Annotated in this window: 21 protein-coding genes; 15 read left to right on the top strand and 6 right to left on the bottom strand. The window is 73.2% G+C overall.

Annotated elements, in window-relative coordinates:
* Positions 1–175 precede the first annotated feature (175 nt).
* From ACZ52J_RS29735 to ACZ52J_RS29720, 4 genes are all read left to right on the top strand, one after another.
* Positions 176–2,977, top strand: coding sequence for a bifunctional acetate--CoA ligase family protein/GNAT family N-acetyltransferase (locus ACZ52J_RS29735; RefSeq protein ID WP_465623241.1), 2,802 nt, complete (start codon positions 176–178; stop codon positions 2,975–2,977).
* Positions 2,978–3,068: 91 nt separating this feature from the next.
* Positions 3,069–3,668, top strand: coding sequence for a DUF5998 family protein (locus tag ACZ52J_RS29730; protein ID WP_360506045.1), 600 nt, complete (start codon positions 3,069–3,071; stop codon positions 3,666–3,668).
* 32 nt (positions 3,669–3,700) lie between these two features.
* On the top strand, positions 3,701–4,888 hold the full coding sequence (locus tag ACZ52J_RS29725; protein ID WP_465623130.1) for an alkaline phosphatase family protein: 1,188 nt from the start codon (positions 3,701–3,703) through the stop codon (positions 4,886–4,888).
* A 61-nt stretch (positions 4,889–4,949) separates the two neighbouring features.
* Complete coding sequence (locus tag ACZ52J_RS29720) at positions 4,950–5,606, top strand: thymidine kinase (protein WP_360506051.1); 657 nt, start codon at positions 4,950–4,952, stop codon at positions 5,604–5,606.
* 86 nt (positions 5,607–5,692) lie between these two features.
* Here the strand turns inward: ACZ52J_RS29720 and ACZ52J_RS29715 are convergent, their stop codons facing one another.
* On the bottom strand, positions 5,693–6,436 hold the full coding sequence (locus ACZ52J_RS29715; RefSeq protein WP_465623239.1) for a VOC family protein: 744 nt from the start codon (positions 6,434–6,436) through the stop codon (positions 5,693–5,695).
* A gap of 165 nt (positions 6,437–6,601) precedes the next feature.
* Between ACZ52J_RS29715 and ACZ52J_RS29710 the strand changes: the two genes are divergently transcribed.
* Positions 6,602–7,477 (top strand): sulfurtransferase, encoded by an 876-nt coding sequence (locus tag ACZ52J_RS29710; RefSeq protein ID WP_465623128.1) that lies wholly within the window; start codon positions 6,602–6,604, stop codon positions 7,475–7,477.
* Between the two features lie 54 nt (positions 7,478–7,531).
* On the opposite strand, the gene sepH is transcribed toward ACZ52J_RS29710, so the two are convergent.
* Complete coding sequence (gene sepH, locus ACZ52J_RS29705; RefSeq protein ID WP_465623126.1) at positions 7,532–8,611, bottom strand: septation protein SepH; 1,080 nt, start codon at positions 8,609–8,611, stop codon at positions 7,532–7,534.
* A 518-nt stretch (positions 8,612–9,129) separates the two neighbouring features.
* Between sepH and ACZ52J_RS29700 the strand changes: the two genes are divergently transcribed.
* Entirely contained in the window at positions 9,130–9,975 is an 846-nt protein-coding gene (locus ACZ52J_RS29700) for a hypothetical protein (RefSeq protein WP_465623124.1), read from the top strand.
* A gap of 46 nt (positions 9,976–10,021) precedes the next feature.
* On the opposite strand, the gene ACZ52J_RS29695 is transcribed toward ACZ52J_RS29700, so the two are convergent.
* Positions 10,022–11,344: a D-arabinono-1,4-lactone oxidase gene (locus ACZ52J_RS29695; RefSeq protein ID WP_465623122.1), complete on the bottom strand. Its 1,323-nt coding sequence runs from the start codon at positions 11,342–11,344 to the stop codon at positions 10,022–10,024.
* 103 nt (positions 11,345–11,447) lie between these two features.
* The gene (locus ACZ52J_RS29690; RefSeq protein ID WP_465623120.1) at positions 11,448–12,704 is read right to left on the bottom strand and encodes an MFS transporter; all 1,257 of its coding nucleotides are present in this window, start codon (positions 12,702–12,704) and stop codon (positions 11,448–11,450) included.
* Between the two features lie 136 nt (positions 12,705–12,840).
* On the opposite strand from ACZ52J_RS29690, the gene ACZ52J_RS29685 reads away from it, so the two are divergent.
* A complete protein-coding gene (locus ACZ52J_RS29685; RefSeq protein WP_465623118.1) occupies positions 12,841–13,983 on the top strand; it encodes a ferrochelatase in 1,143 nt (380 codons plus the stop codon).
* 42 nt (positions 13,984–14,025) lie between these two features.
* On the top strand, positions 14,026–14,844 hold the full coding sequence (locus tag ACZ52J_RS29680) for an inositol monophosphatase family protein (protein ID WP_465623117.1): 819 nt from the start codon (positions 14,026–14,028) through the stop codon (positions 14,842–14,844).
* A 167-nt stretch (positions 14,845–15,011) separates the two neighbouring features.
* Here the strand turns inward: ACZ52J_RS29680 and ACZ52J_RS29675 are convergent, their stop codons facing one another.
* Complete coding sequence (locus tag ACZ52J_RS29675; protein ID WP_030057688.1) at positions 15,012–15,197, bottom strand: hypothetical protein; 186 nt, start codon at positions 15,195–15,197, stop codon at positions 15,012–15,014.
* 443 nt (positions 15,198–15,640) lie between these two features.
* Between ACZ52J_RS29675 and ACZ52J_RS29670 the strand changes: the two genes are divergently transcribed.
* The 4 genes from ACZ52J_RS29670 to ACZ52J_RS29655 all read left to right on the top strand — a co-directional run bounded on the left by ACZ52J_RS29670 (position 15,641) and on the right by ACZ52J_RS29655 (position 19,682).
* Positions 15,641–16,294 (top strand): response regulator transcription factor, encoded by a 654-nt coding sequence (locus tag ACZ52J_RS29670; RefSeq protein WP_359913230.1) that lies wholly within the window; start codon positions 15,641–15,643, stop codon positions 16,292–16,294.
* An 85-nt stretch (positions 16,295–16,379) separates the two neighbouring features.
* Positions 16,380–17,681: a sensor histidine kinase gene (locus ACZ52J_RS29665; RefSeq protein ID WP_465623115.1), complete on the top strand. Its 1,302-nt coding sequence runs from the start codon at positions 16,380–16,382 to the stop codon at positions 17,679–17,681.
* A gap of 229 nt (positions 17,682–17,910) precedes the next feature.
* Positions 17,911–18,909 carry an acyl-ACP desaturase gene (locus ACZ52J_RS29660; protein WP_396289669.1) on the top strand — a complete coding sequence of 333 codons (999 nt, stop codon included), beginning with the start codon at positions 17,911–17,913 and terminating at the stop codon, positions 18,907–18,909.
* Between the two features lie 473 nt (positions 18,910–19,382).
* Entirely contained in the window at positions 19,383–19,682 is a 300-nt protein-coding gene (locus tag ACZ52J_RS29655) for a DUF4193 domain-containing protein (protein WP_030057692.1), read from the top strand.
* 318 nt (positions 19,683–20,000) lie between these two features.
* Here the strand turns inward: ACZ52J_RS29655 and ACZ52J_RS29650 are convergent, their stop codons facing one another.
* Positions 20,001–20,450 (bottom strand): DUF3093 domain-containing protein, encoded by a 450-nt coding sequence (locus ACZ52J_RS29650; protein ID WP_396289671.1) that lies wholly within the window; start codon positions 20,448–20,450, stop codon positions 20,001–20,003.
* A 136-nt stretch (positions 20,451–20,586) separates the two neighbouring features.
* Here ACZ52J_RS29650 and ACZ52J_RS29645 point away from each other — a divergent pair, with 136 nt between their 5' ends.
* The 3 genes from ACZ52J_RS29645 to ACZ52J_RS29635 all read left to right on the top strand — a co-directional run bounded on the left by ACZ52J_RS29645 (position 20,587) and on the right by ACZ52J_RS29635 (position 22,502).
* On the top strand, positions 20,587–21,165 hold the full coding sequence (locus tag ACZ52J_RS29645; protein WP_465623237.1) for a PaaI family thioesterase: 579 nt from the start codon (positions 20,587–20,589) through the stop codon (positions 21,163–21,165).
* Positions 21,162–21,629 (top strand): dUTP diphosphatase, encoded by a 468-nt coding sequence (gene dut / locus ACZ52J_RS29640; protein WP_465623112.1) that lies wholly within the window; start codon positions 21,162–21,164, stop codon positions 21,627–21,629. Before ACZ52J_RS29645 ends, dut begins: the two co-directional genes overlap by 4 nt.
* Before the next feature lie 69 nt (positions 21,630–21,698).
* A complete protein-coding gene (locus ACZ52J_RS29635) occupies positions 21,699–22,502 on the top strand; it encodes a DUF3710 domain-containing protein (RefSeq protein WP_360506080.1) in 804 nt (267 codons plus the stop codon).
* Positions 22,503–22,709 lie beyond the last annotated feature (207 nt).

Below are 22,709 nucleotides of genomic sequence, written 5' to 3'. Positions count from 1 at the left end.
TCTAGACCAGTGTCGCACGCAGGCAACCCCTGCGGGCCGCTGCGTTCAGGACTTGTGATTGTTTCTTTTCGGGGCATAAACCCCGGCCACTGGTCCTGTCCGCCCTGCCGTGAGCACGCACCCGGCGCCATCCGGCCCGCCGCCGGATAACCTGACGAATGTGGACGACTCCGCGGTGCCGAACCCCGAGCAGCAACCGGACTATCCGCAGCACTGGGAAGCCGACATCCTGCTGCGCGACGGTGGCACGGCCCGGATCCGGCCGATCACGCCCGCCGACGCAGGGCGCCTCGTGGAGTTCTACGAGCAGGTCTCGGACCAGTCCAAGTACTTCCGTTTCTTCGCTCCTTATCCCCGGCTCTCCGCCAAGGACGTCCGCCGCTTCACCCACCACGACTTCGTGAACCGGGTCGGCCTCGCGGTCGTCATCCGGGACGACTTCATCGCCACCGTCCGGTACGACCGGATCGACGCCGAGGGCCGCCCGTCCGCCACCGGGACCGACGCCGAGGTGGCCTTCCTCGTGCAGGACGCCCACCAGGGCCGCGGCGTGGCCTCGGCACTGCTGGAGCACATCGCGGCCGTCGCGCAGGAGCGCGGCATCCGCCGCTTCCAGGCCGAGGTGCTGCCGGAGAACCGGAAGATGGTGAAGGTCTTCACCGACGCCGGCTACACCCAGCGCCGCAGCTTCGCCGACGGCGTGGTGCACCTGGAGTTCAGCCTCGAACAGACCGACCGCTCGCTCGCCGTGATGCGTGCCCGCGAGCACCGCGCCGAGGCGCGCTCGGTGCAGCGGCTGCTCACCCCGCGCTCGGTCGCGGTGATCGGGGTCTCCCGCACCCCGCAGACGGTCGGGCGGGCGATCCTGCGCGACCTGCTGGGCGGCGCCCCGACCGAGTGCCCGGTCTACGCGGTGAACCGCAACGCCCCGCCCGGCACCGAGCTGGACGGCATCCCGGTGCACCGTTCGGTTCTGGACATCCCCGGGCCGGTGGACCTCGCGGTGATCGCCGTCCCCGAGGGCGCCGTCCCGGCCGCCGTCGCCGAGTGCGGTGCCCACGGCGTGCAGGGCCTGGTGGTGGTCACCGCCGGCTACGCGGAGACCGGTCCGGAAGGCCGGGACCGGCAGCGCGCCCTGGTCCGCCAGGCCCGCGCGGCAGGGATGCGGGTGATCGGCCCGAACGCCTTCGGCCTGATCAACACCGACCCGGCGAACCCGCTGAACGCCTCGCTCGCGCCGCGCCTGCCCGGCCGCGGCGGCTTCGGGATCTTCTGCCAGTCCGGCGCGATCGGCGTGGCCCTGCTGGAGGCCGCCCACAAGCGCGGCCTCGGCGTCTCCTCCTTCGCCTCGGTGGGCAACCGCGCCGACGTCTCCGGCAACGACTTCCTGCAGTACTGGGCCGAGGACGAGGCCACCCGGGTCGTCCTGCTGTACCTGGAGTCCTTCGGCAACCCGCGCAAGTTCACCCGGATCGCCCGCCGCCTGGCCGCCGCCAAGCCGATCGTGGTGGTCAAGGGCGCCCGGCACACCGGCAGCCTGCCGCCCGGCCACGCCGTCCCGGCCACCGCCACCGGCCTGCGCGACGCGACCGTCGACGCGCTGTTCGAACAGGCGGGCGTCATCAGGGTCGCGACCATCACCGAGCTGTACGACACCGGCGAGCTGCTGGCCCTGCAGCCGCTGCCGCCGGGGGACCGGGTCGCGGTGGTCGGCAACTCGGACTCGCTCGGCCTGCTCACCTACGACGCCCTGCTGGGCGCGGGCCTGCGCCCGCGGACCCCCGTCGACCTGACCACCGCCGCGACCGGCGAGAACTTCCGGATCGCGCTCGACGTCGCCCTCGCCGACCCCGCCGTGGACGCGGTGATCGCCGTCGCCATCCCGCCGATCGGCACCTCGGCGCACGCCTTCATGGGCGGCCGGCTGACCGGCGAGGACGACCCCGCGATGGGTTCCGACGACCCGGAGATCGCCGCCGCCCTGCTCGAAGCCGGTCAGCGTGCCCAGGAGTTGGGCAAGCCGCTGGTGCTCGCCCACCTGGCACTGACCGACCTGCCGGTCCGGCTGCGCCCCGGCGGCATCCCCGCGTACGCGGCGCCCGAGCGGGCCGTGCACGCCCTCGCCAACGCCGTCCACTACGCGCAGTGGCGCCGCCGGACGGCCGAGGCGGAGGAGACCGCGCGCGTCCCCGAGCTGGACCGGATCGACGAGCCCGGCGCCCGCACCCTGGTGGCGGCGGCGCTGAGTACCCGAACCGCGATCGCCGCGCGCACCCAGCCCGGCGGCGCCCGGATCACCCTGTCCGACGCCGAGGCCCGCGACCTGCTGGTCCGCTACGGCATCGACGTCTCGTCGACGCGGCCGGCCCCGGACGAGGAGACGGCCGTCGCGGCGGCGGCCTCGCTCGGCTACCCGGTGGCTCTGAAGGCGACCGCCCCGCACCTGCGCCACCGCCCCGACCTGGGCAGCGTCCGGCTGGACCTGACCGACGAGCCGGGCCTGCGCCGCGCCCACCGCGAGTTGGACGCGCTGCTCGGCGGCGCCGCGCAGGCCGAGCTGGTGGTGCAGCGGATGGCGCCGCGCGGTGTGGACACCGTGATCGGCGCCACGGTGGACCCGGCGGTCGGGGCGATCCTGTCCTTCGGCCTGGCAGGCGCACCGGCCGAACTGCTGGGCGACACGGCGCACCGACTGGTTCCGGCCACCGACCAGGACGTCGCCGGGCTGATCCGGGAGGTGCGGGCCGCGCCGCTGCTGTTCGGCTGGCGCGGCGCGGAGGCGGTGGACACCGCGGCCCTGGAGGAATTGCTGCTCAGGGTGTCGCAGCTGGTGGACGACGTCCCGGAGATCGCCTCGGTGGATCTCGAACCCGTGGTCGTGGCCCCGCACGGGCTGGCGATCCTGGGGGCGCGGGTGCGGGTCGCGCCCCTGCCGGTCCGCAGCGATCTGGGCCCGCGCGCGATGAGCACGCTGTAACCTTCCTTGGTTGCGCCCTGCCCGGGCGCTGTTGTCCGAAGCTCGGCGCCGTGCCGCCCGCTTCGTCGGCGGACCATGCCAGGATGGAGATATGGCGAAGACCGGTACCACCACCACTCAGGACCTGCGCTCGGCGATCGAGCGCAGCGGCTACTACCCAGCCCTGGTGTCCGAGGCGGTCGAGTCCGCGGTGGGCCCGGAGCCGATCGGCTCCTACCTGGTGCACCAGGAGACGACCTTCGACGCCAACGAGGTTCGCCGGCACGTGACGGTGCTGGTGCTGACCCCGACCCGGTTCGTGGTGAGCCACACCGACGAGCAGTCCGGGGCCGAGGGCAGCCCCTCGGTGCCGTTCGCGACGACCTCGACGGAGAGCGTCCGGCTGGACCGGATCGGCTCGGTCGTGGTGAGCCGGATGGTGGCGAACCCGGAGACGTACACGCCGGGGACGCTTCCGCGCGAGGTCGTGCTGACGATCGGCTGGGGCGCGGTGCAGCGCCTGGACCTGGAGCCGGCCGGCTGCTCGGACCCGAACTGCGAGGCGGACCACGGCTACACGGGCTCGGCGACCGCCGACGATCTCTCGCTGCGGGTGAGTGAGGCCGGTGACGGCCCGGAGACGGTGGCCCAGGCGCTGGTGTTCGCCCGGGCACTGTCCGACGCGACGATCGACAACGGCCCGCGGGTCTGATCGCCGCCACCGAACGCTACGAATCCGGTTCCATGTCCTTCGTTCCTGCCGACGGCTACGACGCCTTCGAGATCCTTGACCCGGCCGCGGCCCCCGCGCCCCCGTACGGCAGCGGTTCGCTGTGCGACCTGCTGCCCTCGGTGGCGGCGGGGCTCGGCGTTCCCGGGTTCACCGCGACGCTGCCCATCGCCCCGGCGGACCGGGTGGTGGTGTTCCTGGTGGACGGCCTGGGTTGGGAGCTGCTGCTTCGCCACCCCGAGTACGCGCCGTTCCTGTCCTCGCTGGCCGGGAGCTCGCTGGGCGGCAGCGGCCGTCCGCTGACCGCGGGCTTCCCGTCCACCACGGCGACCTCGCTGGCCTCGGTCGGCACCGGGACGCCGCCGGGCCTGCACGGCCTGGCCGGGTACACGGTGGCGGTGCCGGGCGCCGGCTACCTGATGAACCAGCTGCGCTGGCAGCCGCCGACCGAGCCGCACGCCTGGCAGCCGTACCCGACGGTCTTCGAGCGGACGCACCAGGCCGGGGTGGCGACCGCGCAGGTCTCGTCCCCGCTGTTCGCGCAGACCCCGCTGACCCGGGTGGCGCTGTCCGGCGGCACCTTCCTCGGCCGCACCACCGGCGAGGAGCGGATGGACCTGGCGGCCTCCTGGCTGGCCGAGCACGACCGGGCGCTGGTGTACACATACGTCAGCGAGCTGGACGGCGCGGGCCACCGTTTCGGGGTGGACTCCGACGAGTGGCGGATGACGCTGGACGCGGTGGACCGGCTGGCCCGCCGGCTGGCCGAGCAGCTGCCGCCGCGTTCGGCGATGTACGTGACGGCCGACCACGGCATGATCGACATCGCGCCGGAGGACCGGATCGACTTCGACGAGGACTGGGAGCTGGGCGCCGGCGTGGCCCTGCTCGGCGGTGAGGGCCGGGCCCGGCACGTGTACGCGGTGCCGGGGGCCGCGGCCGACGTGCACACGGTCTGGAGCGAGGTGCTGGGCGACCGGATGTGGGTCGCCACCCGGGACCAGGCGGTCGCGGCGGGCTGGTTCGGCCCGGCCGTGGACGAGCGGGTGTACGGCCGGATCGGCGACGTGGTCGCCGCGGCGCGCGACGACATCGCGATCGTCGCCTCCCGCAACGAGCCCGGCGAATCCGCGATGATCGGCCTGCACGGCTCGATGACCCCGGTCGAGCAGTTCGTGCCGCTGCTCGAAGTCCGCGGCTGAGCCGCCCCCTTGACTCATCCGTGTCCGAACTCCCCTGATCTGAAAGGCCCCTGCTCCACCCATGGCTGAACTGGTGTTCTTCTCGGGCACGATGGACTGCGGCAAGTCGACGCTGGCGCTGCAGATGGACCACAACCACGCCGCGCGCGGCCGGCAGGGCGTCATCCTCACCCGCAACGACCGGGCGGGCACCGCGACGATCTCCAGCCGGCTGGGCCTGCAGGCCGAGGCGGTCGAGGTGACCGACGACTTCGACTTCCACACGCACGTGGTGCACCGGCTCTCGGCGGGTGGCCGGGTGGACTACCTGATCTGTGACGAGGCGCAGTTCTTCTCCGCCGGGCAGGTCGACCAGCTGGCCCGGGTGGTGGACGAGCTGGACATCGACGTCTACACCTTCGGCATCACCACCGACTTCCGCACCCGGCTGTTCCCGGGCTCGCAGCGGCTGATCGAACTGGCCGACCGGGTGGAGGTGCTGCAGGTCGAGGCGCTGTGCTGGTGCGGGGCGCGGGCGACCCACAACGCCCGTACGGTCGGCGGGGTGATGGTGGTCGAGGGCGCCCAGGTGGTGATCGGCGACATCTCGGTGCGCGACGACGAGGTCGGCTACGAGGTGCTGTGCCGCCGCCACCACCGCCGCCGGCTGACCGCCGCGACGGCCCGCGCTTCGGTGCTCTCCCCGGACGTGCTGCCCTTCGAGGAGCAGCAGGCCTGACCGGCGCCGCAGGCCTGACCGGCGCCGCAGGCCTGGCCGGGCCTCTGCAGGCCTGACCAAGGCTGCAGACCTGACCGAGAGCAGGCCTAACCGAAGGTCTGCAGCACCGAGAAGTGCCCGCCCTGCGGGTCGGCCAGCCGGGCGGCGCGGCCGCGGGTGGTGTCGTGCGGCTCGACCAGGATCCGGCCGCCGAGCTCCACAGCGTGACGGGCGGTCAGGTCGGCGTCCCGGACGGCGAAGTGGGTGCGCCAGCGCGGCGGGTGGCCGCGCAGGTCGGCGCGGTGCCGGATGCCGGCGACCGCCCGGCCGTGTACGAGCAGCGCGCTCTCGTCCGCACCGGGCCGGACCGGTCGGTCGAGTACGGTGGCGTAGAAGACGGCGGCGCCCTCGGTGTCGGGGGTGAGCAGTTCGGCCCAGGTCGGTCCGCCGTGCTCGGTGCCGGCTTCCCGGCCGAGGTGCTCCTCGCCCTGCCAGAGGCCGAAGACGGCGCCGGACACGTCGGAGGCGATGGCCATCCGGCCGGCGCGCTCGGCCTGCAGCGGCCCGACGGCGACGGTGCCTCCGCATTCGCGGACCAGCTGGGTGGTGCGGTCGGCGTCGTCCACGGCGAAGTAGGTGGTCCACTGCACCGGGAAGCCGGTGGCGGTGGAGAGGCCGAGGCCGGCGACCGGCGCCCCGTCGAGTTCGGCCCGGACGTAGTCGCCGAGCTGGCCGGGTCCTGGGGTGTACGTCCAGCCGAGCAGTACGCCGTAGAAGGCGCGGGCGCCGGCCAGGTCGTCGGTCAGCAGGCTGACCCAGCAGGGCGTGCCCTGGGCCAGTCGGAGTTCCACCGCGGGCAATGCGGGCCTCCTCGTGGGTGGTTGGCGCACGGAAACCTCGGGCGCGAGGGTGATGCTTCCACCCTGGCGGGCGCCCAACCCTCGGGCCGCGCGGAAAATCCGGCAAAGTCCGCACAAAGAGCGGCGGGTCGGCGGTGCTGCGCGACAATGGCCGCCATGACCACCTACAACGACGGTTCCCCGCTGATCTCCGCGGTCGAGCTGGCGGAGGCGCTCGCCTCCGCCCGTCCGCCGGTGCTGCTGGACGTGCGCTACCAGCTGGTCGGTGCCGCGCCGGGCGGCCCGACCGCGGCCGAGGAGTACCGGGCCGGGCACCTGCCCGGCGCCCACTTCGTCGAGCTGGACCGGGACCTCGCGGCCCCGCCCGGTGCCCCCGGCCGGGGCGGGCGCCACCCGCTGCCGGATCCGGAGGAGTTCGGCGCGGCGATGCGCGGCTTCGGGGTGAGCGCCGAGCGCCCGGTCGTGGTGTACGACGGCGCGGCCTCGATGGCGGCGGCCCGCGCCTGGTGGCTGCTGCGCTGGGCCGGGCACCGGGACGTCCGGGTGCTGGACGGCGGCTTCGCGGCCTGGCAGGCGGCGGGGCTGACGGTGACGGCCGAGCTGCCGGAGCCCGCGGAGGGCGACTTCAAGCCGGTGCCCGGCCGGCTGCCGACGGTGGACGCGGACGGCGCCGCGGCCTGGGCGCGCGGCGGTCTGCTGCTGGACGCCCGGTCGGGGGAGCGCTACCGGGGCGAGACGGAGCCGGTGGACCCGCGGGCCGGGCACGTCCCCGGCGCGGTGTCGGCGCCGACGGCCGAGAACGTGGGCCCGGACGGGCGGTTCCGTCCGGCGGCCGAGCTGGCGGCCCGGTTCCGGGCGCTGGGCGCGGGGGAGCGGGAGACCGCGGTGTACTGCGGCTCGGGGGTGACGGCGGCGCACCAGATCCTGGCGCTGGAGGTGGCGGGTCTGCCGGCCACGCTGTACCCGGGGTCGTGGAGCGAGTGGTCGAGCGACCCGGGCCGCCCGGTGGCGGTCACCGACCAGCCGGGCTGAGTCCGGGAACGCCGAAGGGCGGGAGGCCCGGCCTCCCGCCCTTCGGCATCGGTACTACTCCTGCTTCTTGCGCCGGCTGCCGAAGACGATCTCGTCCCAGCTGGGCACGGTGGCCCGGCGCCCGGGCCGGACGCCGTCCGCCTCGGCCTGCCGGTCGGTGGTGCCGACCAGGCGCTCGCGGTGCGGGGCGACGGCGCGCGGCATCAGGATGTCGGCGTAGGCCGAACCCGCGCCGACCGCCGGGGCGGCGGCCGCGGCCGGCTCCTCGCTCTCCTCGGCGACCTCGGCGGGCACCGGCTCGATCGGGGCGGGGCTGCCGACGGCGAGGTCGCCGCGGAAGGCGGGGACCACGTCGAGCAGGCTGGTCAGCGAGTCCCGGGACTCGGCGGTGGCCTCCCGCGATTCGCGGACCTCGCGGGCCGACATGATGCGGTCGGCCGAGGGCCGGTCGATCATCGGGCGGGGTGGCCGGTCCTGGGGGAGCCGGGCGATCCGCGGGATGAACGGGAAGATCGACTCCTCCTCGCGCTCGACGTTCTCGCCGATCAGCGCGCGGGCCTCGTCGTCGTTGGGCTGGACCAGGCGCCGGGGCGGGTCGTACGTCCACGAGGCGCTGCGGCCCTCGCCGTCGGCCCGGTAGGAGAGGATGACCTCCCAGGTGCCGTCGTCGCGGCGCCAGGAGTCCCAGCGCTCGGTGTCCTTCTCGGCGCCGCGCAGCGCGAGCCGCTCGGCGACGGCCTCGCCGAGCTGCGGGCCCGGGGACTCGCCGTTGCGGCGGATGGCGGTCTTGCGGGCGCGCTCGGCCATGAAGGCGCGCTCGGCGAGGACCGGACCCTCGAAGCGACGGACGCGGTCGACGGAGATCCCGGCGGCCTGGGCGACCTCCTCGGCGGAGGCACCGGCTCGTATCCGGGCCTGGATGTCCCGGGGGCGCAGATGGCTCTCGACCTCGATCTCGATCTGGCCGAGGCGCGGCCGGTCGCCGCGGATGGCGGCGCGCAGCCGCTCGTCGATGGGGAGGGTGTACTCCGTGCTGTCGGCAGCCTTGAGCACCAGCCGTGTGCCGTCGTTGCTGACGGCCACAACCCGCAGTTCGGGCACGGTTACCTCCCGGGTGGTGCCTGCCGACGTCACCTGCGTCGCTGCTCCCGTACTGAGTGTGGCCTGCCCGCTCGCGACTGGCCACAACCTTGCTGAGTTCCCCGGCGTGTCGGGCTTACGCCCCGCCACGCCGCTGTGGCACGGTTGCCTTTTTGCCACGCCATCCGTCGACGTCGCGCCTGGGTGTCCCGGCCGTCCTCGCACGCGGAGTGTTCGCGACGATCCGGGACCCGGCGTCGCCGTGCGTGCCTGTTCCGTGGCTCCTCGTCAAGCTGCCGGTGTAGAAGCAGTCGACAAGTCGACCCAAGGCTCAGGCTTTACGAACAGTACTCCATTCGTGGCATCCAAAGGGGCGGCTCGCCGCTCAAGTCTCCCGCGATTCACGGGAATCTCAAGAGCGCGCTCCCCCGATGGCGGACCACCAGTGGGTGAACGGTGATCATCTTCACACAATCCAGGCGCGCAGAACCGCATTTTCGTCCCTTGTGTCCTTCTTTGGGCAAGATGGAGTGGCTTGTTCGAGGAACAGTCGTACGGACCGAGGGATGTTGATGTCGGAGCTGAGCCCCGCCGAGGAGGGCGGCAAGGAGGAGCGCAAGCGGATCGATCTGAGTGTGGCTCAGGTCGCGGCGGGTGCGCTGGCCGCCGTGGTGGGCGCGCTGTTGGCCTCCGAACTGGGCGTGTACGGGACGATCATGGGCGCCGCGGTGGTGAGTGTCGGGGCCACCACTGGCGGCGCTGTGCTCCAGCACGTCTTCAGGCGGACCGGCGAGCAACTGCGCGACGCGGTGGACCGGGGGCCGATCCAGACCGCGAACACGCTGCGCCAGGTGCCGGCGGAGCACGAAGCGCCGCCGCGGCCTTCGGTGATCACCGCGGAGTGGAGCGAGCCGCAGGTGGTGCGGGCGCGCCGGCGGTGGACCTGGAAGACCTACGCGGTGGTGTCCGGGCTGGTGTTCGTGCTGGCGATGACGCCGATCGTGGCGTTCGAACTGGCGACCGGGCAGCCGGTGTCGGCGACGGTCAAGGGCGAGTCCGGCAACGGCACCTCCTTCGGCGGCTCGGTGGCGCCCAAGTCCTCCCAGCCGCAGGACGCTCCGCCGGAGCGGCCGGGCCCGGGCGACAGGCGCGCTCCGGAGGCCACGCCGTCCGGCGGCGCCTCGGCCCCGGCGACGACGCGGCCGAGCCGGGAGCCGAGCGGCACCCCTGGTACCGGCCCGGGTACGGCTTCGCCCTCGGCGAGTCCGAGCGCGACCCCGTCGGCCGGTTCCTCCCCGTCGGCGGGGGGCGGGAAGCCCACCGGCGAGGCCACGACGCAGCCGCCCGTGCCGGGGAACGAGCCGACGGGGTCGACGACGGTGGCCCCGCCGCCGGCGGCCGGGACCCCGGCGAACTGACGAGCCCGGGCGGACCGGCGAGTCCGGGCGGACCGGGCCCCGTGGATCAGGCCCCCAGCACCCGGCGCAGGTAGTCGTTGCCGAAGATCCGCTGCGGGTCGACCTCGTCGCGCAGGGCGGTGAAGTCGCCGAAGTGCGGGTAGACGCCGGCCAGGTACTCGGCGTCGCGGGTGTGCAGCTTGCCCCAGTGCGGGCGGCCCTGATGGGCGGTCATCAGCTGTTCGACGCCGGTGAAGTAGCCCTGGTCGGCGGTGCCCCGGTAGAGGTGGACGGCGATGTAGGCGCTGTCCCGGCCGGAGGCGGTGGAGAGCCAGAGGTCGTCGGCGGGGGCGAAGCGCACCTCGACCGGGAAGCTGACCTTCCAGTCGGAGCGTTCGATCAGGGCCTTCAGCTCGCGCAGCACCTCGCCGACGGCCGCGCGTGGCACCGCGTACTCCATCTCCACGAAGCGGACCTTGCGCGGGCTGGTGAACACCCGGTACGCGGTGTCGGTGTAGCTGCGGTCGGACCAGGCGCGGCTGGCCAGTGCGGCGATCGAGGGGATCGAGCCGGGGAAGCGCCGGCCGACCCGGCAGGCGCCCTCCCAGACGGTGTTGGAGAGGAAGTCGTCCTCCAGCCACCCCTTGAACCGGGGCAGCGGGGCGGCCGGGCCCTGGCTGCGGTTGTTGCGCTTGGTGGAGCAGCGGTCGGTGTGCGGGAACCAGTAGAACTCGAAGTGCTCGTTGACGGCGGCGAGGTCGTCGAGGCGCTCCAGCACCTCGTCGAACGCCATCGGCTGCTCGTGCGCGGTGAGCAGGAAGGCCGGTTCGACGCCGAAGGTGAGCGCGGTGATCACGCCGAGGGCGCCGAGGCCGAGCCGGGCGCCCTGGAAGAGCCGGGGGTTCTCGGTGGGGGAGCAGCGCTTGAGGGAGCCGTCGGCGAGGACGATCTCCAGCGCGCGGATCTGGGCGGCGAGCGAGCCGGAGTCGCGGCCGGTGCCGTGGGTGCCGGTGCTGGTGGCGCCGGCGACGGTCTGGACCTCGATGTCGCCCATGTTGGTGAGGGAGAGGCCCTCGGTAGCGAGGACCCGGTTGAGTCGGTGCAGCGGGAGGCCGGACTCGACGGTGATGGTGCCCGCCTCGCGGTCGATCTCGCGGATGGCGGTGAGCGCGTGCGGGCGGATCTGGACGCCGTCGCCGGCGGAGGCGATCGAGGTGAAGGAGTGGCCGGAGCCGACGGCCTTGACGGTGCGGCCCTGCTCGGCGGCGCGCAGGATCTCCTTGGCCAGTTCCTCCGCGGTGCCGGGGGCGGCGGCCCGGGCGGGCTCGGCGCTCTGGTTGCCGGCCCAGTTGGTCCACCGGGTGCGGGTCGCGGTACTGGCCTGGGGCATTGCGCTGCCTCCTGCTCCGTGGCACCGGGGTCGGCGCGGTCCGGGACGGCGCGGCCGCCCTACCCGCGGGTAGGGCCACGGGTAGGGCGAGAGATTAGTCAGTTCACCGTTCGGCGTCTACGGGTCGATCGGCGTCCGCGGCGGGCTGCTCGGCGGCCAGTCCGGCGCGCAGCCGGCCGAGTCCGCCCAGTGCGGCGACCACGCCGAGCATGCCGGCGGCCAGCGGTACCCAGTAGCCGGCGGCGGCGCCGGAGGCGTCCACCACCCAGCCGCCGGCCGAGGAGCCGACCGCGACGCCCAGGGCGAGGCCGGTGGTCGTCCAGGTCATGCCCTCGGTCAGCTGGGACGCCGGCACGAGCCGCTCGACCAGGGCCATCGCGCTGATCAGGGTGGGGGAGATGGCGATGCCCGCGACCAGCAGGGCGCCGCCGACCGCGGCCAGCCCGCCGACGCCGTGCACCGCATGGGCGACCAGCAGCAGCGGCACCATGCTGACGGCCATGAACGCCACGCCGAGGAAGAAGCGGGCGGCCAGCGAGCCGGTGAGCTTGAGGGTGCCGTAGACCACGCCGGCCAGGCAGGAGCCGAGCGCCCACAGGGCGAGGATCACGCTGGAGATCGACTTGTGGCCCTGGGCCTCGGAGAAGGCGACGGTGACGACCTCGACCGAGCCGAAGATCGCGCCGGTGGCGACGAAGGTCAGGATCAGCACCTGGAGGCCGTGGTTGAGGATGACCGAGTGGCCGTCGTGCCGGGCGGTCGGGTGGACCGGCGGCTCGGTGGAGCGCTGTCCGGCGAACAGCAGGACGCCGACGGCGAGGAAGATCCCGGCGAGCAGCACGCCGGCCTCGGGGAAGACGGAGGTGGCCAGCCCGATGGAGAGGATCGGACCGACGATGAAGCAGACCTCGTCGACGACGGCCTCGAAGGAGTACGCGGTGTGCAGCTTGGGGGCGTCGTCGCGGTAGAGGTGGGCCCAGCGGGCGCGGACCATCGCGCCGGTGCTCGGCATGACGCCCATGCCGGCCGCGAAGACGAACAGCGTCCAGTCCGGGGCCTTCAGTCGGGCGCAGAGCAGCAGGCCGACGACGGCGGCGATGGTGAGCGCCATGGCCGGGATGATGATCTTGCGCTGGCCCAGCCGGTCCACCAGCCGGGAGACCTGGGGGCCGAGGACGGCGGCGGAGATCGCCAGGGTGGCCGAGACCAGGCCCGCGACACCGTACGAGCCCCTCAGCTGGGAGAGCATGGTCACGATGCCGATGCCGGTCATGGAGATCGGTAGCCGGGAGACGAAACCGGTGGTGGAGAAGGCCAGAGTGCCGGGGGAGGCGAATATCCGGCGGTAGCTGGACAGCACGGGAGAACTCCGGACGGGGGTGGGGTAAGGAACAAGGCAGGTGAACACAGCTTACGTACGTTGGCAAACGGTATTTTCCGGACACCTGCGCGGCCCCGGCGACAGCGCCCGGCCCCTCAGTGGCAGGATCGGTGCCATGTCCGACGCGCGCAAACCCTCCCCCTCCGGCGCCGCTCCGTACGACGCCCTGCTGCTCCTGTCCTTCGGCGGGCCCGAGGGCCCCGAGGAGGTCGTCCCCTTCCTGGAGAACGTCACCCGCGGCCGCGGCATCCCCAAGGAGCGGCTGAAGGAGGTGGGCAAGCACTACTTCATGTTCGGCGGGGTCAGCCCGATCAACGAGCAGAACCGCGAACTGCTCGCCGCGCTGCGCAAGGACTTCGCCGAGCACGGGCTTGACCTGCCGGTCTACTGGGGCAACCGGAACTGGGCGCCCTACCTGGTCGACGCCCTGCGGGAGATCGCCGCCGACGGCCACCGCCGGATCGCCGTGCTCGCCACCAGCGCCTACGCCGGCTACTCGGGCTGCCGCCAGTACCGGGAGAACCTCGCCGACGCGCTGACCGCCCTGGCCGAGGAGGGTGTGCCCGCCCTGAGGGTCGACAAGCTGCGGCACTTCTACAACCACCCCGGTTTCGTCGAGCCGATGATCGACGCCACCGTGGCCGCGCTGGCCGAGCTGCCCGCCGGGGTACGGGACGGCGCCCGGCTGGCGTTCACCACCCACTCCATCCCGGACGCCATGGCCGAGTCCTCCGGCGCCCCGGACGACCCGGCCCGCGGCACCCCGGGCGGCGCGTACGTCGCCCAGCACCTGGACGTGGCCCGGCTGATCGCCGCCGCCGTCGCCGAGCGCACCGGCGTCGCCGACCGACCCTGGGAACTGGTGTTCCAGAGCCGCAGCGGCGCCCCGCACACCCCGTGGCTGGAACCCGACATCTGCGACCACCTGGAGGCCCGGCGGGCCGAGGGCGCGCCCGCCGTGGTGATGGTCCCGATCGGCTTCGTCTCCGACCACATGGAGGTCAAGTACGACCTCGACACCGAGGCGGTCGCCAAGGCCGCCGAACTCGGCCTGCCAGTGGCCCGCGCCGCCACCGTCGGCGCCGACCCCCGGTTCACCGCCGCTGTCCGCGACCTGGTCCTGGAGCGGGCCGCCACCGAGCGCGGCGAGGGCGTGACCCGCTGCGCCCTCGGCGCGCTCGGCCCCAGCCACGACGTGTGCGCGATCGCCTGCTGCCCCAACCCGCGCGCCCCGCGCCCGGCCGCCGCCGAGCACTGACCGCCCGTCCCGCCGCTCACCGCCGCCCCGGAGGAGAATCCCGTGACCGCCCCCGCCCAGCCCGACGACCGGCTCCTCGACGACCTGCTGGACGTCGCCCTGGACGCGGCCCGGCAGGCCGGCGTCCTGCTGCGCGACGGCCGCCCCGCCGACCTCGGCGTGGCCGGCACCAAGAGCAGCCCGGTCGACGTGGTCACCGAGATGGACCTCGCCTCCGAGAAGCTCCTGCTGGAGCTGATCACCGACCGCCGCCCGACCGACGGCTACCTCGGCGAGGAGGGCGCCGAACGGTCCGGCACCAGCGGGGTCCGCTGGGTCGTGGACCCGCTCGACGGCACGGTCAACTACCTGTACGGACTGCCCTCCTGGGCGGTCAGCGTGGCCGCCGAGCTGGACGGCCGGGCGGTCGTCGGCGTGGTGTTCGCCCCGGCGCGCGACGAACTGTTCCACGCCGTCCTGGGCCGCGGCGCCCGGCTGAACGGCCGGCCGCTCTCGGCCCGCCCCGCCCCGCCGTGGGGCCAGGCGCTGATCGCCACCGGCTTCAACTACGTCCGGTCGGTGCGGGTGCGCCAGGCCGAGGTGCTGCTGGCGCTGATGCCCGAGGTGCGGGACATCCGCCGGGGCGGGGCGGCCGCGGTCGACCTGTGCGACGTCGCCGCCGGGCGGCTGGACGGCTACTACGAGCGCGGCCTCGCCCCCTGGGACCGCGCGGCCGGCTGTCTGATCGCCGCCGAGGCCGGCGCGCTGACCGGCGGCCGCCCCGGGCACGGCCCGGACGGCGAGCTGACCGTGGCCGCCGCCCCGGGCGTGTACGAGCCGCTGCAGGAACGCCTGGCCACGCTGCGCGCCTGGGCGGACTGACCGGTTCCGGCCCGGCCGGGCGGGTTCGCACGCCCGGGACCGCGGCTCGGCCCCGGGCATGCGAAGAGCCCTGGCATACGGGGGATGCCAGGGCCTGGGGTTTCGCACGGCCCCCGCAGGGCCGCAGGTGCCGGAGGACCGGCGACGGGTCGGTGGTGCCGGACGGGTCAGGCAGCGGTGCGGTGGCGCTCCAGCACCGTGTCCACGCCGTGCTCGGCGGCGAGTCGGCGGAGGTCGTCCAGCTCGGACTGCTCCACCTCGGCGAGGAACTCGTCCCCGGCCTCGATCGCGCGGTGCAGGTCCTGCTCGGCGTTGGCTATGCGCTGCAGGATTCCGGCCTTGAAGGCGTCCATACGGGCCCCCTTACTGTGTCGGACGTGCACGGTCGTGCGTTCTCCGCCCTGAGGAAGGTCCAGCCGGTGAAAGCGCCCCGGCCGGCAGTGGTGGATCGCCGGTCGGACGCGGAGACGGCCTTCGGCCGCTCCCGGTGATGTCCCAGCCCCAGGGCCGGCGCGGATGAACGCACGGCGGGTGGGTGCGACCGGCCAAGGGCCAGATCGCGGGTGTGCAGCTGTCCTCCCCGCCGGGGCGGCCGGGAAACCTCCCGGCGAAAGAAAGTTGCCCGTGTCACAGTCCAAGCGGAGTGGTGCCGACACGAACGGTCATCGCCGCGGACCCGGACCCCGTGCCCGAGGGGCAGCTTATCGCTGCTTTACCGCAGGACCAGGCAGGATGGAGCCACCGTCGGAGCCGTGCGTCCGCTTTCCGGGGCCGGCCTGGAGAAGGGACAACGACCGTGCGGGTTCTCGTCGTCGAGGACGAGCAGCTGCTTGCCGAGGCCGTCGCGACCGGCCTGCGCCGCGAGGCGATGGCTGTCGACGTGGTGTACGACGGGGAGGCCGCGCTCCAGCGCATCGCGGTCAACGACTACGACGTGGTGGTCCTGGACCGCGACCTTCCGCTGGTCCACGGCGACGACGTCTGCCGCAAGGTGGTCGAGCAGGGCCTCGCGACCCGGGTGATCATGCTGACCGCCTCCGGCGACATCAGCGACCGGGTCGAGGGCCTGGAGATCGGCGCGGACGACTACCTTCCGAAGCCGTTCGCCTTCAGCGAACTCGTCGCCCGGGTCAGGGCGCTGGGCCGCCGCGCGACCGTTCCGCTGCCCCCGGTGCTCGAACGCGCCGGCATCTCGGTCGACCCCGGTCGGCGCGAGGTGATCCGCGACGGCCGCACCGTCCAACTCGCCCCCAAGGAGTTCGCCGTCCTGGAGGTGCTCATGCGGGCCGGCGGCGCCGTCGTCTCCGCCGAGCAGCTGCTGGAGAAGGCCTGGGACGAGCACACCGACCCGTTCACCAACGTCGTGCGCGTCACCGTGATGACGCTGCGCCGCAAGCTCGGCGACCCGCCGGTGATCGTCACCGTGCCGGGCTCCGGCTACCGGATCTGACCCCGGGATCCCTTCGACGAAGGGCCCGGATCCCGGGAATCCACCACCCCGCGCCCGCCCCGGCGGACGCCCCGAGAGGACGATCATGACCACCCCGCCCCCGGCCGGCGGGCCCTCCGGCGCGCCCGCCGGCGGCCCGCGCGCCGTACCGCCCAAGCCTCTGCACCCGCCGCGCTCGGCCCGGTCGAACCAGACCTACGTCCCCGGCGACGGCGTGCTCGCCTGGCTGCCCTTCCGCCCCACCATCCGGATGCGGCTCACCCTGCTCTACGGCGGGATGTTCCTGATGGCCGGCGTCGTGCTGCTGCTGGTGATGTACTTCTTCGTCCAGCAGGCCCTGCAGGAGGTCGGCCAGCCGCACCTGGTGCTCAACGGACCGGGCATCTCGGTGCGGACCCCGGACAACCTCACCCTCAACAGCCAGTCCGCGCTCGACCAGTGGCTGAACGACTACAAGGCCTACCAGGCCAGCCAGGCGCTCAACACCCTGCTGCGCAAGCTGCTGACCGTCCTGGTCTGCCTCGCCGTGATCGCCTTCGCGGCCGGCTACGCGATGGCCGGCCGGGTGCTGCGCCCGCTCGGCCGGATCACCCGCACCGCCCGCGACGTCGCCTCCTCCGACCTGCACCGCCGGATCGAGCTGGACGGGCCGGACGACGAGCTCAAGGAGCTCGCCGACACCTTCGACGACATGCTGGACCGGCTGGACCGCTCCTTCGACTCCCAGCGCCGTTTCGTCGCCAACGCCTCGCACGAGCTGCGCACGCCGCTGGCGATCAACCGCACCCTGCTGGAGGTCCAGCTCTCCGACCCGGCCGCCTCCCCCGACCTGCAGCAGCTGGGCAAGACCCTGCTGGCCACCAACGAGCGCAGCGAGCAGCTGGTCGAGGGCCTGCTGCTGCTCGCCCGCAGCGAGAACGAGCTGACCGACCGCCGCCCGGTGGAGCTGTCCGAGGTGGCCACCCGGGCGCTGGAGCAGACCCGGGCCGAGGCGGACAAGCGCGAGGTCGAGCTGCGCTCGAAGCTCGATCCGGCCGTGGTCGCGGGCAACGGCGTGCTGCTGGAGCGGCTCGCGCTCAACCTGCTGCAGAACGCGGTCCGGTACAACACCCCGGGCGGCTGGGTCGAGCTGGCCACCGCCGAGGTGCCGGGCGGCGGCGAGCTGGTGGTCTCCAACACCGGCCCGATGGTGCCGGGGTACGAACTGGAACACATCTTCGAGCCGTTCCGCCGGGTCAAGGGCGCCGACCGCACCCGCAGCGACAAGGGGGTCGGGCTGGGTCTGTCCATCGTCCGCTCGGTCGTGCGCGCCCACGGCGGCACCATCGAGGCCACCCCGCGCGCCGGCGGCGGCCTCACCATGCGGGTTCGCATCCCCTCGCCGTAGGCAGACCGGCTGCCGTCGGCTCGTGGAACAGCAAGCCGCCCCCGTCAGGCCCGTCAAGACGACATAAGGCCTGGCGGGGGCGGCTTGTCTTTTGCGGCCCCAGCAACTTACGGTGTCGTAACCTACGCAACCGTAAGTGCGAGTCCGCCGGCGCCCCCGCCGGAGTCCGCACGACGTGTGCCCGCCCAACGCGCCGGTCCCCGCGCGTGCCGTCCCCCAGGAGCAAACCGTGACCATCGCCCCTGTGCAGCGCAGCACCGTGCAGAGCAGCACCTCGCTCGGATCGAGCGGCTGGACCGACGCGCGGCTGATCCTGGCCCTCGAGGAGGTCGTGGAGAAGGAACTCGACCGCCACCTGAGCGTCGCCAAGGAGTGGATGCCGCACGAGTTCGTCCCGTGGAGTCAGGGCCGCGACTTCGACGGCGTGCTGGGCGGTGAGGCCTGGTCGGTCGAGCAGTCGCAGGTGACCGCGCTGGGCCGGGTGTCGCTGGTGGTGAACCTGCTGACCGAGGACAACCTCCCCAGCTACCACCACGAGATCGCCAGCATGTTCGGCCGCGAGGGCGCCTGGGGCACCTGGGTGCACCGCTGGACGGCCGAGGAGGGCCGCCACGGCATAGCCATCCGCGACTACCTGCTCGCCACCCGGGCCGTCGACCCGGTGGAGCTGGAGCGGGCCCGGATGAGCCACATGTCCGAGGGCTTCGAGTCCGACAACGCGCACAGCATGCTGCAGTCGGTCGCGTACGTGGCCTTCCAGGAGCTCGCCACCCGCATCGCGCACCGCAACACCGGCAAGTACGCCGGCGACCCGCTGTGCGAGCAGCTCCTGGCGAAGGTCGCCAACGACGAGAACCTGCACATGGTCTTCTACCGGAACCTGCTGAAGGCCGCCCTGGAGATCGCCCCCGACCAGGCCATGCGGGCCATCGCCGACGTGGTCACCGACTTCCGGATGCCCGGCCACGGCATCCCCGGCTTCGAGCGCGCCGCCGCGCAGATCGCCCTCGGCGGGGTGTACAACCTGCGCATCCACCACGACGACGTGCTGCAGCCGGTGCTGCGCCACCTCAAGGTGATGGAGATCGGCGGCCTCGGCCCGGAGGGGGTGCTGGCGCAGAACGAGCTGGGCGTCTTCCTGGACGGGCTGGACTCGCAGGCGCGGAAGTTCGAGGAGCGCCAGGCGGCGATCATGGCGCGTCGGGCGGCCCGGCGGAGCGCGGAGTAGGGTGCTCCCGCAGGCGGTCGGAGTGGGTGGATTTTCCGTGGTTTGCCCCGGAAGATTCTGAACGTGACCAAGCTCACACCGTGTCGCTCCATGGTTTCGGCCAACCCCGGAGAGTGATCACCCGTTCGGGGGTGTAGATCGCCGTCCGTGACCGGATTTCGCCCCCGGGCGGATCCGCCGGATCGGTCGTCATCCCTGAGAGGCAAGGGATTCGGCGGGTACCCGCACCTCCGGTGCTCACTGTGCGTGGCTGGCTCACCGGGCCCGGGAAGGGTCGGCGATGGCCCAGCGTGAGGCCTTTTGCGGCCCCGAGGATCACCCCGATGGACCCCGGGCTGAGTGTCGATTGAGTAACAGGGCTTGAAGTAAGGCAAAATCTCCGCCTCGGGTCGGGCACAAGACCGGCCCCCCATGCGTTACGTGCGCTGGAGATACCCGCACACACCGCACAACCCGGAGGGGGAGAGCGACAAATGGCAACCGACTACGACACCCCACGCAAGACTGACGACGAGCTCAACGAAGACAGCATCGAGGAGCTCAAGGCTCGGCGGAACGACAAGGGCGGCGGCTCTGTCGACGTCGACGAGTTCGACGCCGCCGAAGGCATGGAGCTCCCCGGCGCCGACCTCTCGAACGAGGAGCTCGCCGTCCGGGTGCTGCCGAAGCAGGCGGACGAGTTCACCTGCATGAGCTGCTTCCTGGTCCACCACCGCAGCCAGCTCTACAGCGAGAAGAACGGCAACCCGATCTGCCGGGACTGCGGCGCCTGAGCACCGCGGCAGACAGGGCCCGGTGCCCGCGGCTCCCGCGGGACCGGCACACCGCTCCTTCCGGCCCCGGGCAGCGGGGCCGGACGGCAGTTCCGGAGCCCGTCCGAACGGACGGGCCCGGCAGGACGGAGTCGGCCGACGCGTCGGCCGGCACAAAGTCGTAGGGACGGTCCCGCAGCAGCGGAACCGTCCCTCTCCGTTTTCCGGTCCTCGGACCCTTCAGGTTTCCGGTCCTCGGACCCTTCAGGGCCTCCCAGGGCCTCCCAGGATCTGTCAGGGCCTGTCACGACCCTTCGGGGGCCCTCGCGGCCCGCGCGCTCAGGTACGGGCGCCGCGCCGGGCCTCCTCCAGCGCCTCCGCCAGCTTCATCGGCGAGCGGGTCGACAGATAGAGATACGGCGTCGGGTCGGCCGGATCGCTCACCTCGACCCGCAGCGCCGTCGGGACGTAGCTGCGCAGCAGCATGAAGGCGCGCGGATCGGCCTTCGGACCGCGCCAGGCCGCCGCCTCGGCGGGGCTCAACGCCTGCGCGGCGCCGAGCGCGTCCACCGGGATCCGGGCCGGTCCGGCCACCAGCGAGCCCTGGACCACACGGATCCGGGCCGAGCCGTAGCTGCTGATCCCGACCGCGCCGGCAGCGATGCCGACCACCAGCCCGACCAGCGCGGCCGGGCCGCTGACCCGGATCAGGATCAGCGCGAGCGTGAGGCCCACCGCGACCGGGAGCAGCCACCAGGAGCGCGGCACCGTGAGGCGTTCGTCGTACATGCCCTCCATTGTGGGCGCCCTGACGCCTGGCGCGGGACGCCACCCCCACCGGGGGCCTACCTACCCCTGAGTAGGGTTGGGCTCCGTGACCGGTACGACAGCCCCCACCACTCCCACCGACCGGCCGGCGCCCGCGGTGCCGCCGTCCCCGACCACCCCGCCGCCGGACGCCGTCCTGCCGCCGCGCGCCCCCGAGGCACCGGCCCCCGGCACCCGGCTCGGCTCCCACTACGAGCACTGCTTCGGCTGCGGCCCGCAGCACCCCGGCGGCCTGCGGATCGACGCGATCGCCGGCGAGGGACTCGACGTCACGGCCGAGTTCACCGTCCGGGACGTCCACCAGGGCGGCCCCGGGCTGGCCCACGGCGGCGTGCTGACGACCGCCATGGACGAGACCCTCGGCACGCTCAACTGGCTCCTGCACGCCCCCGCCGTGACCGGCCGGCTGGAGACCGACTTCCTCTCCCCGGTGCCCGTCGACTCGGTGCTGCACCTGCGCGCCTGGGTCACCGGCGTGCACGGCCGCAAGATCTACAGCGCCGCCGAGGCGCGGATCGGCGGGCCGGACGGACCGGTCGCCGTGCGTGCTCAGGCGCTCTTCATCCAGGTGAAGCTGGAACACTTCACCACGCACGGTCGAGCCGAGGACGTCGGAAAGGTCCTCGACGACCCGGATCTGATGAAGCGCGCACGAGCCTTTGAGGTGAACCCTTGAGTGACACCCCCCGCCCGCAGCTGGACGTCCTGATCAAGCGCATCGACCCCGAGCTGCCGCTGCCCGCGTACGCGCAGCCCGGGGATGCCGGCGCCGATCTGCGCACCACCGTCGACGCCGAGCTGGCCCCCGGCGAGCGGGCGGTCCTGCCGACCGGCATCGCCGTCGCCCTCCCGGACGGCTACGCGGCCTTCGTCCACCCCCGGTCCGGGCTCGCAGCTCGTTGCGGAGTTGCTCTCGTGAACGCCCCGGGGACCGTCGATGCCGGGTACCGTGGAGAGATCAAGGTGATCGTCGTCAATCTGGACCCGCACGAGGGGGTCAGCTTCCGCCGAGGGGACCGGATCGCCCAGCTGGTGATCCAGCAGGTCGAGAAGGCCCGCTTCCACGAGGTGGAGGAGCTGCCTGGGTCGGCACGCGCCGAGGGCGGGTTCGGGTCGACCGGCGGCCATGCCGCGGTCTAGCATTCCCGCGGCCTCGCAGGAAGCCGAGCAGGTATTCGCATCGGTCTTGGACCGGGAAGGACAGTGACCGTGTTCCGTCGTCGCCAGAAGAGCGAGGACGCTGTCGAGCAGCTCGCCGACGACGCCATCAGCGCCGACGAGACGGCCGATGACGTCGAAGGTTCCGCCGAGAGCGAGAACGTGACCGAGCTGGACCCGGCCGACAGGGTCGGCCTGCCGCCGGCCCCCCGGCCGGACGGTCCGTGGGACCACTCGGAGCTGGAGAACCCCGAGGAGGGACGAGTCGACCTCGGGGGTCTGCTGGTCCCCGGTGTCGAGGGAATGGAACTGCGCGTCGAGGTCGCCGGTGACGCGATCGTGGCCGCCACCCTCGTGCTCGGCAACAGCGCCATCCAGCTCCAGGCCTTCGCGGCCCCGAAGTCCGAGGGCATCTGGGGGGAGGTCCGCGAGGAGATCGCCAACGGCATCACCTCGCAGGGCGGCCTCATCGAGGAGGAGGAGGGCCCGCTCGGCTGGCACCTCCGTGCCCAGGTCCCGGTGCAGCTGCCCGACGGCACCCAGGGTGTCCAGCTGGTGCGGTTCGTCGGCTGCGACGGTCCGCGCTGGTTCCTGCGCGGCGTGATCTCGGGTCAGGCTGCGGTGCAGCCGGAGATGGCCGGGATCCTGGAGCAGGTCTTCCGCCAGACGGTCGTCGTCCGTGGCGAGTCCCCGATGGCTCCCCGCGACCCGATCGTGCTGAAGCTTCCCGAGGACGCCCAGATGGTGGCCGACGGTGGCGGGGCGGCCGCCACCGCCGGCGAGGGCGACAACCGCTTCGGCGGCGCCTCGATCGACCCGTTCGCGCGCGGTCCGGAGATCACCGAGGTCCGCTGATCGGTCCGTGATCGGCCCTGATCGCCCCTGCCCGGGACCCCGGGCAGGGGCGATTTGCATGTGGCGGGCCCGTCCCCGTACAGTTCCGGAGTCGCCGCGGGAGACCGGGGCTGCAAAGCGGAAAGCGAATCCGATGAATGAAACTCCGGAAAACGGAGCGGAAAACATCTGATAAGCTTGAAACACGAAAGAACGAAGCCCGGAGGG

The sequence above is a fragment of the Kitasatospora sp. NPDC034035 genome (genome assembly GCF_055575755.1).
This window is presented reverse-complemented; position numbering and strand designations above follow the sequence as displayed.

Bases quoted from the DNA above. Each gene is read 5' to 3' on its own strand.
- ACZ52J_RS29730 (WP_360506045.1), top strand. From the start codon at position 3,069: ATGGCGAAGACCGGTACCACCACCACTCAGGACCTGCGCTCGGCGATC.
- ACZ52J_RS29725 (WP_465623130.1), top strand. From the start codon at position 3,701: ATGTCCTTCGTTCCTGCCGACGGCTACGACGCCTTCGAGATCCTTGAC.
- ACZ52J_RS29720 (WP_360506051.1), top strand. From the start codon at position 4,950: ATGGCTGAACTGGTGTTCTTCTCGGGCACGATGGACTGCGGCAAGTCG.
- ACZ52J_RS29710 (WP_465623128.1), top strand. From the start codon at position 6,602: ATGACCACCTACAACGACGGTTCCCCGCTGATCTCCGCGGTCGAGCTG.
- ACZ52J_RS29700 (WP_465623124.1), top strand. From the start codon at position 9,130: ATGTCGGAGCTGAGCCCCGCCGAGGAGGGCGGCAAGGAGGAGCGCAAG.
- ACZ52J_RS29695 (WP_465623122.1), bottom strand. From the start codon at position 11,344: ATGCCCCAGGCCAGTACCGCGACCCGCACCCGGTGGACCAACTGGGCC.
- ACZ52J_RS29685 (WP_465623118.1), top strand. From the start codon at position 12,841: ATGTCCGACGCGCGCAAACCCTCCCCCTCCGGCGCCGCTCCGTACGAC.
- ACZ52J_RS29675 (WP_030057688.1), bottom strand. From the start codon at position 15,197: ATGGACGCCTTCAAGGCCGGAATCCTGCAGCGCATAGCCAACGCCGAG.
- ACZ52J_RS29665 (WP_465623115.1), top strand. From the start codon at position 16,380: ATGACCACCCCGCCCCCGGCCGGCGGGCCCTCCGGCGCGCCCGCCGGC.
- ACZ52J_RS29655 (WP_030057692.1), top strand. From the start codon at position 19,383: ATGGCAACCGACTACGACACCCCACGCAAGACTGACGACGAGCTCAAC.
- ACZ52J_RS29650 (WP_396289671.1), bottom strand. From the start codon at position 20,450: ATGTACGACGAACGCCTCACGGTGCCGCGCTCCTGGTGGCTGCTCCCG.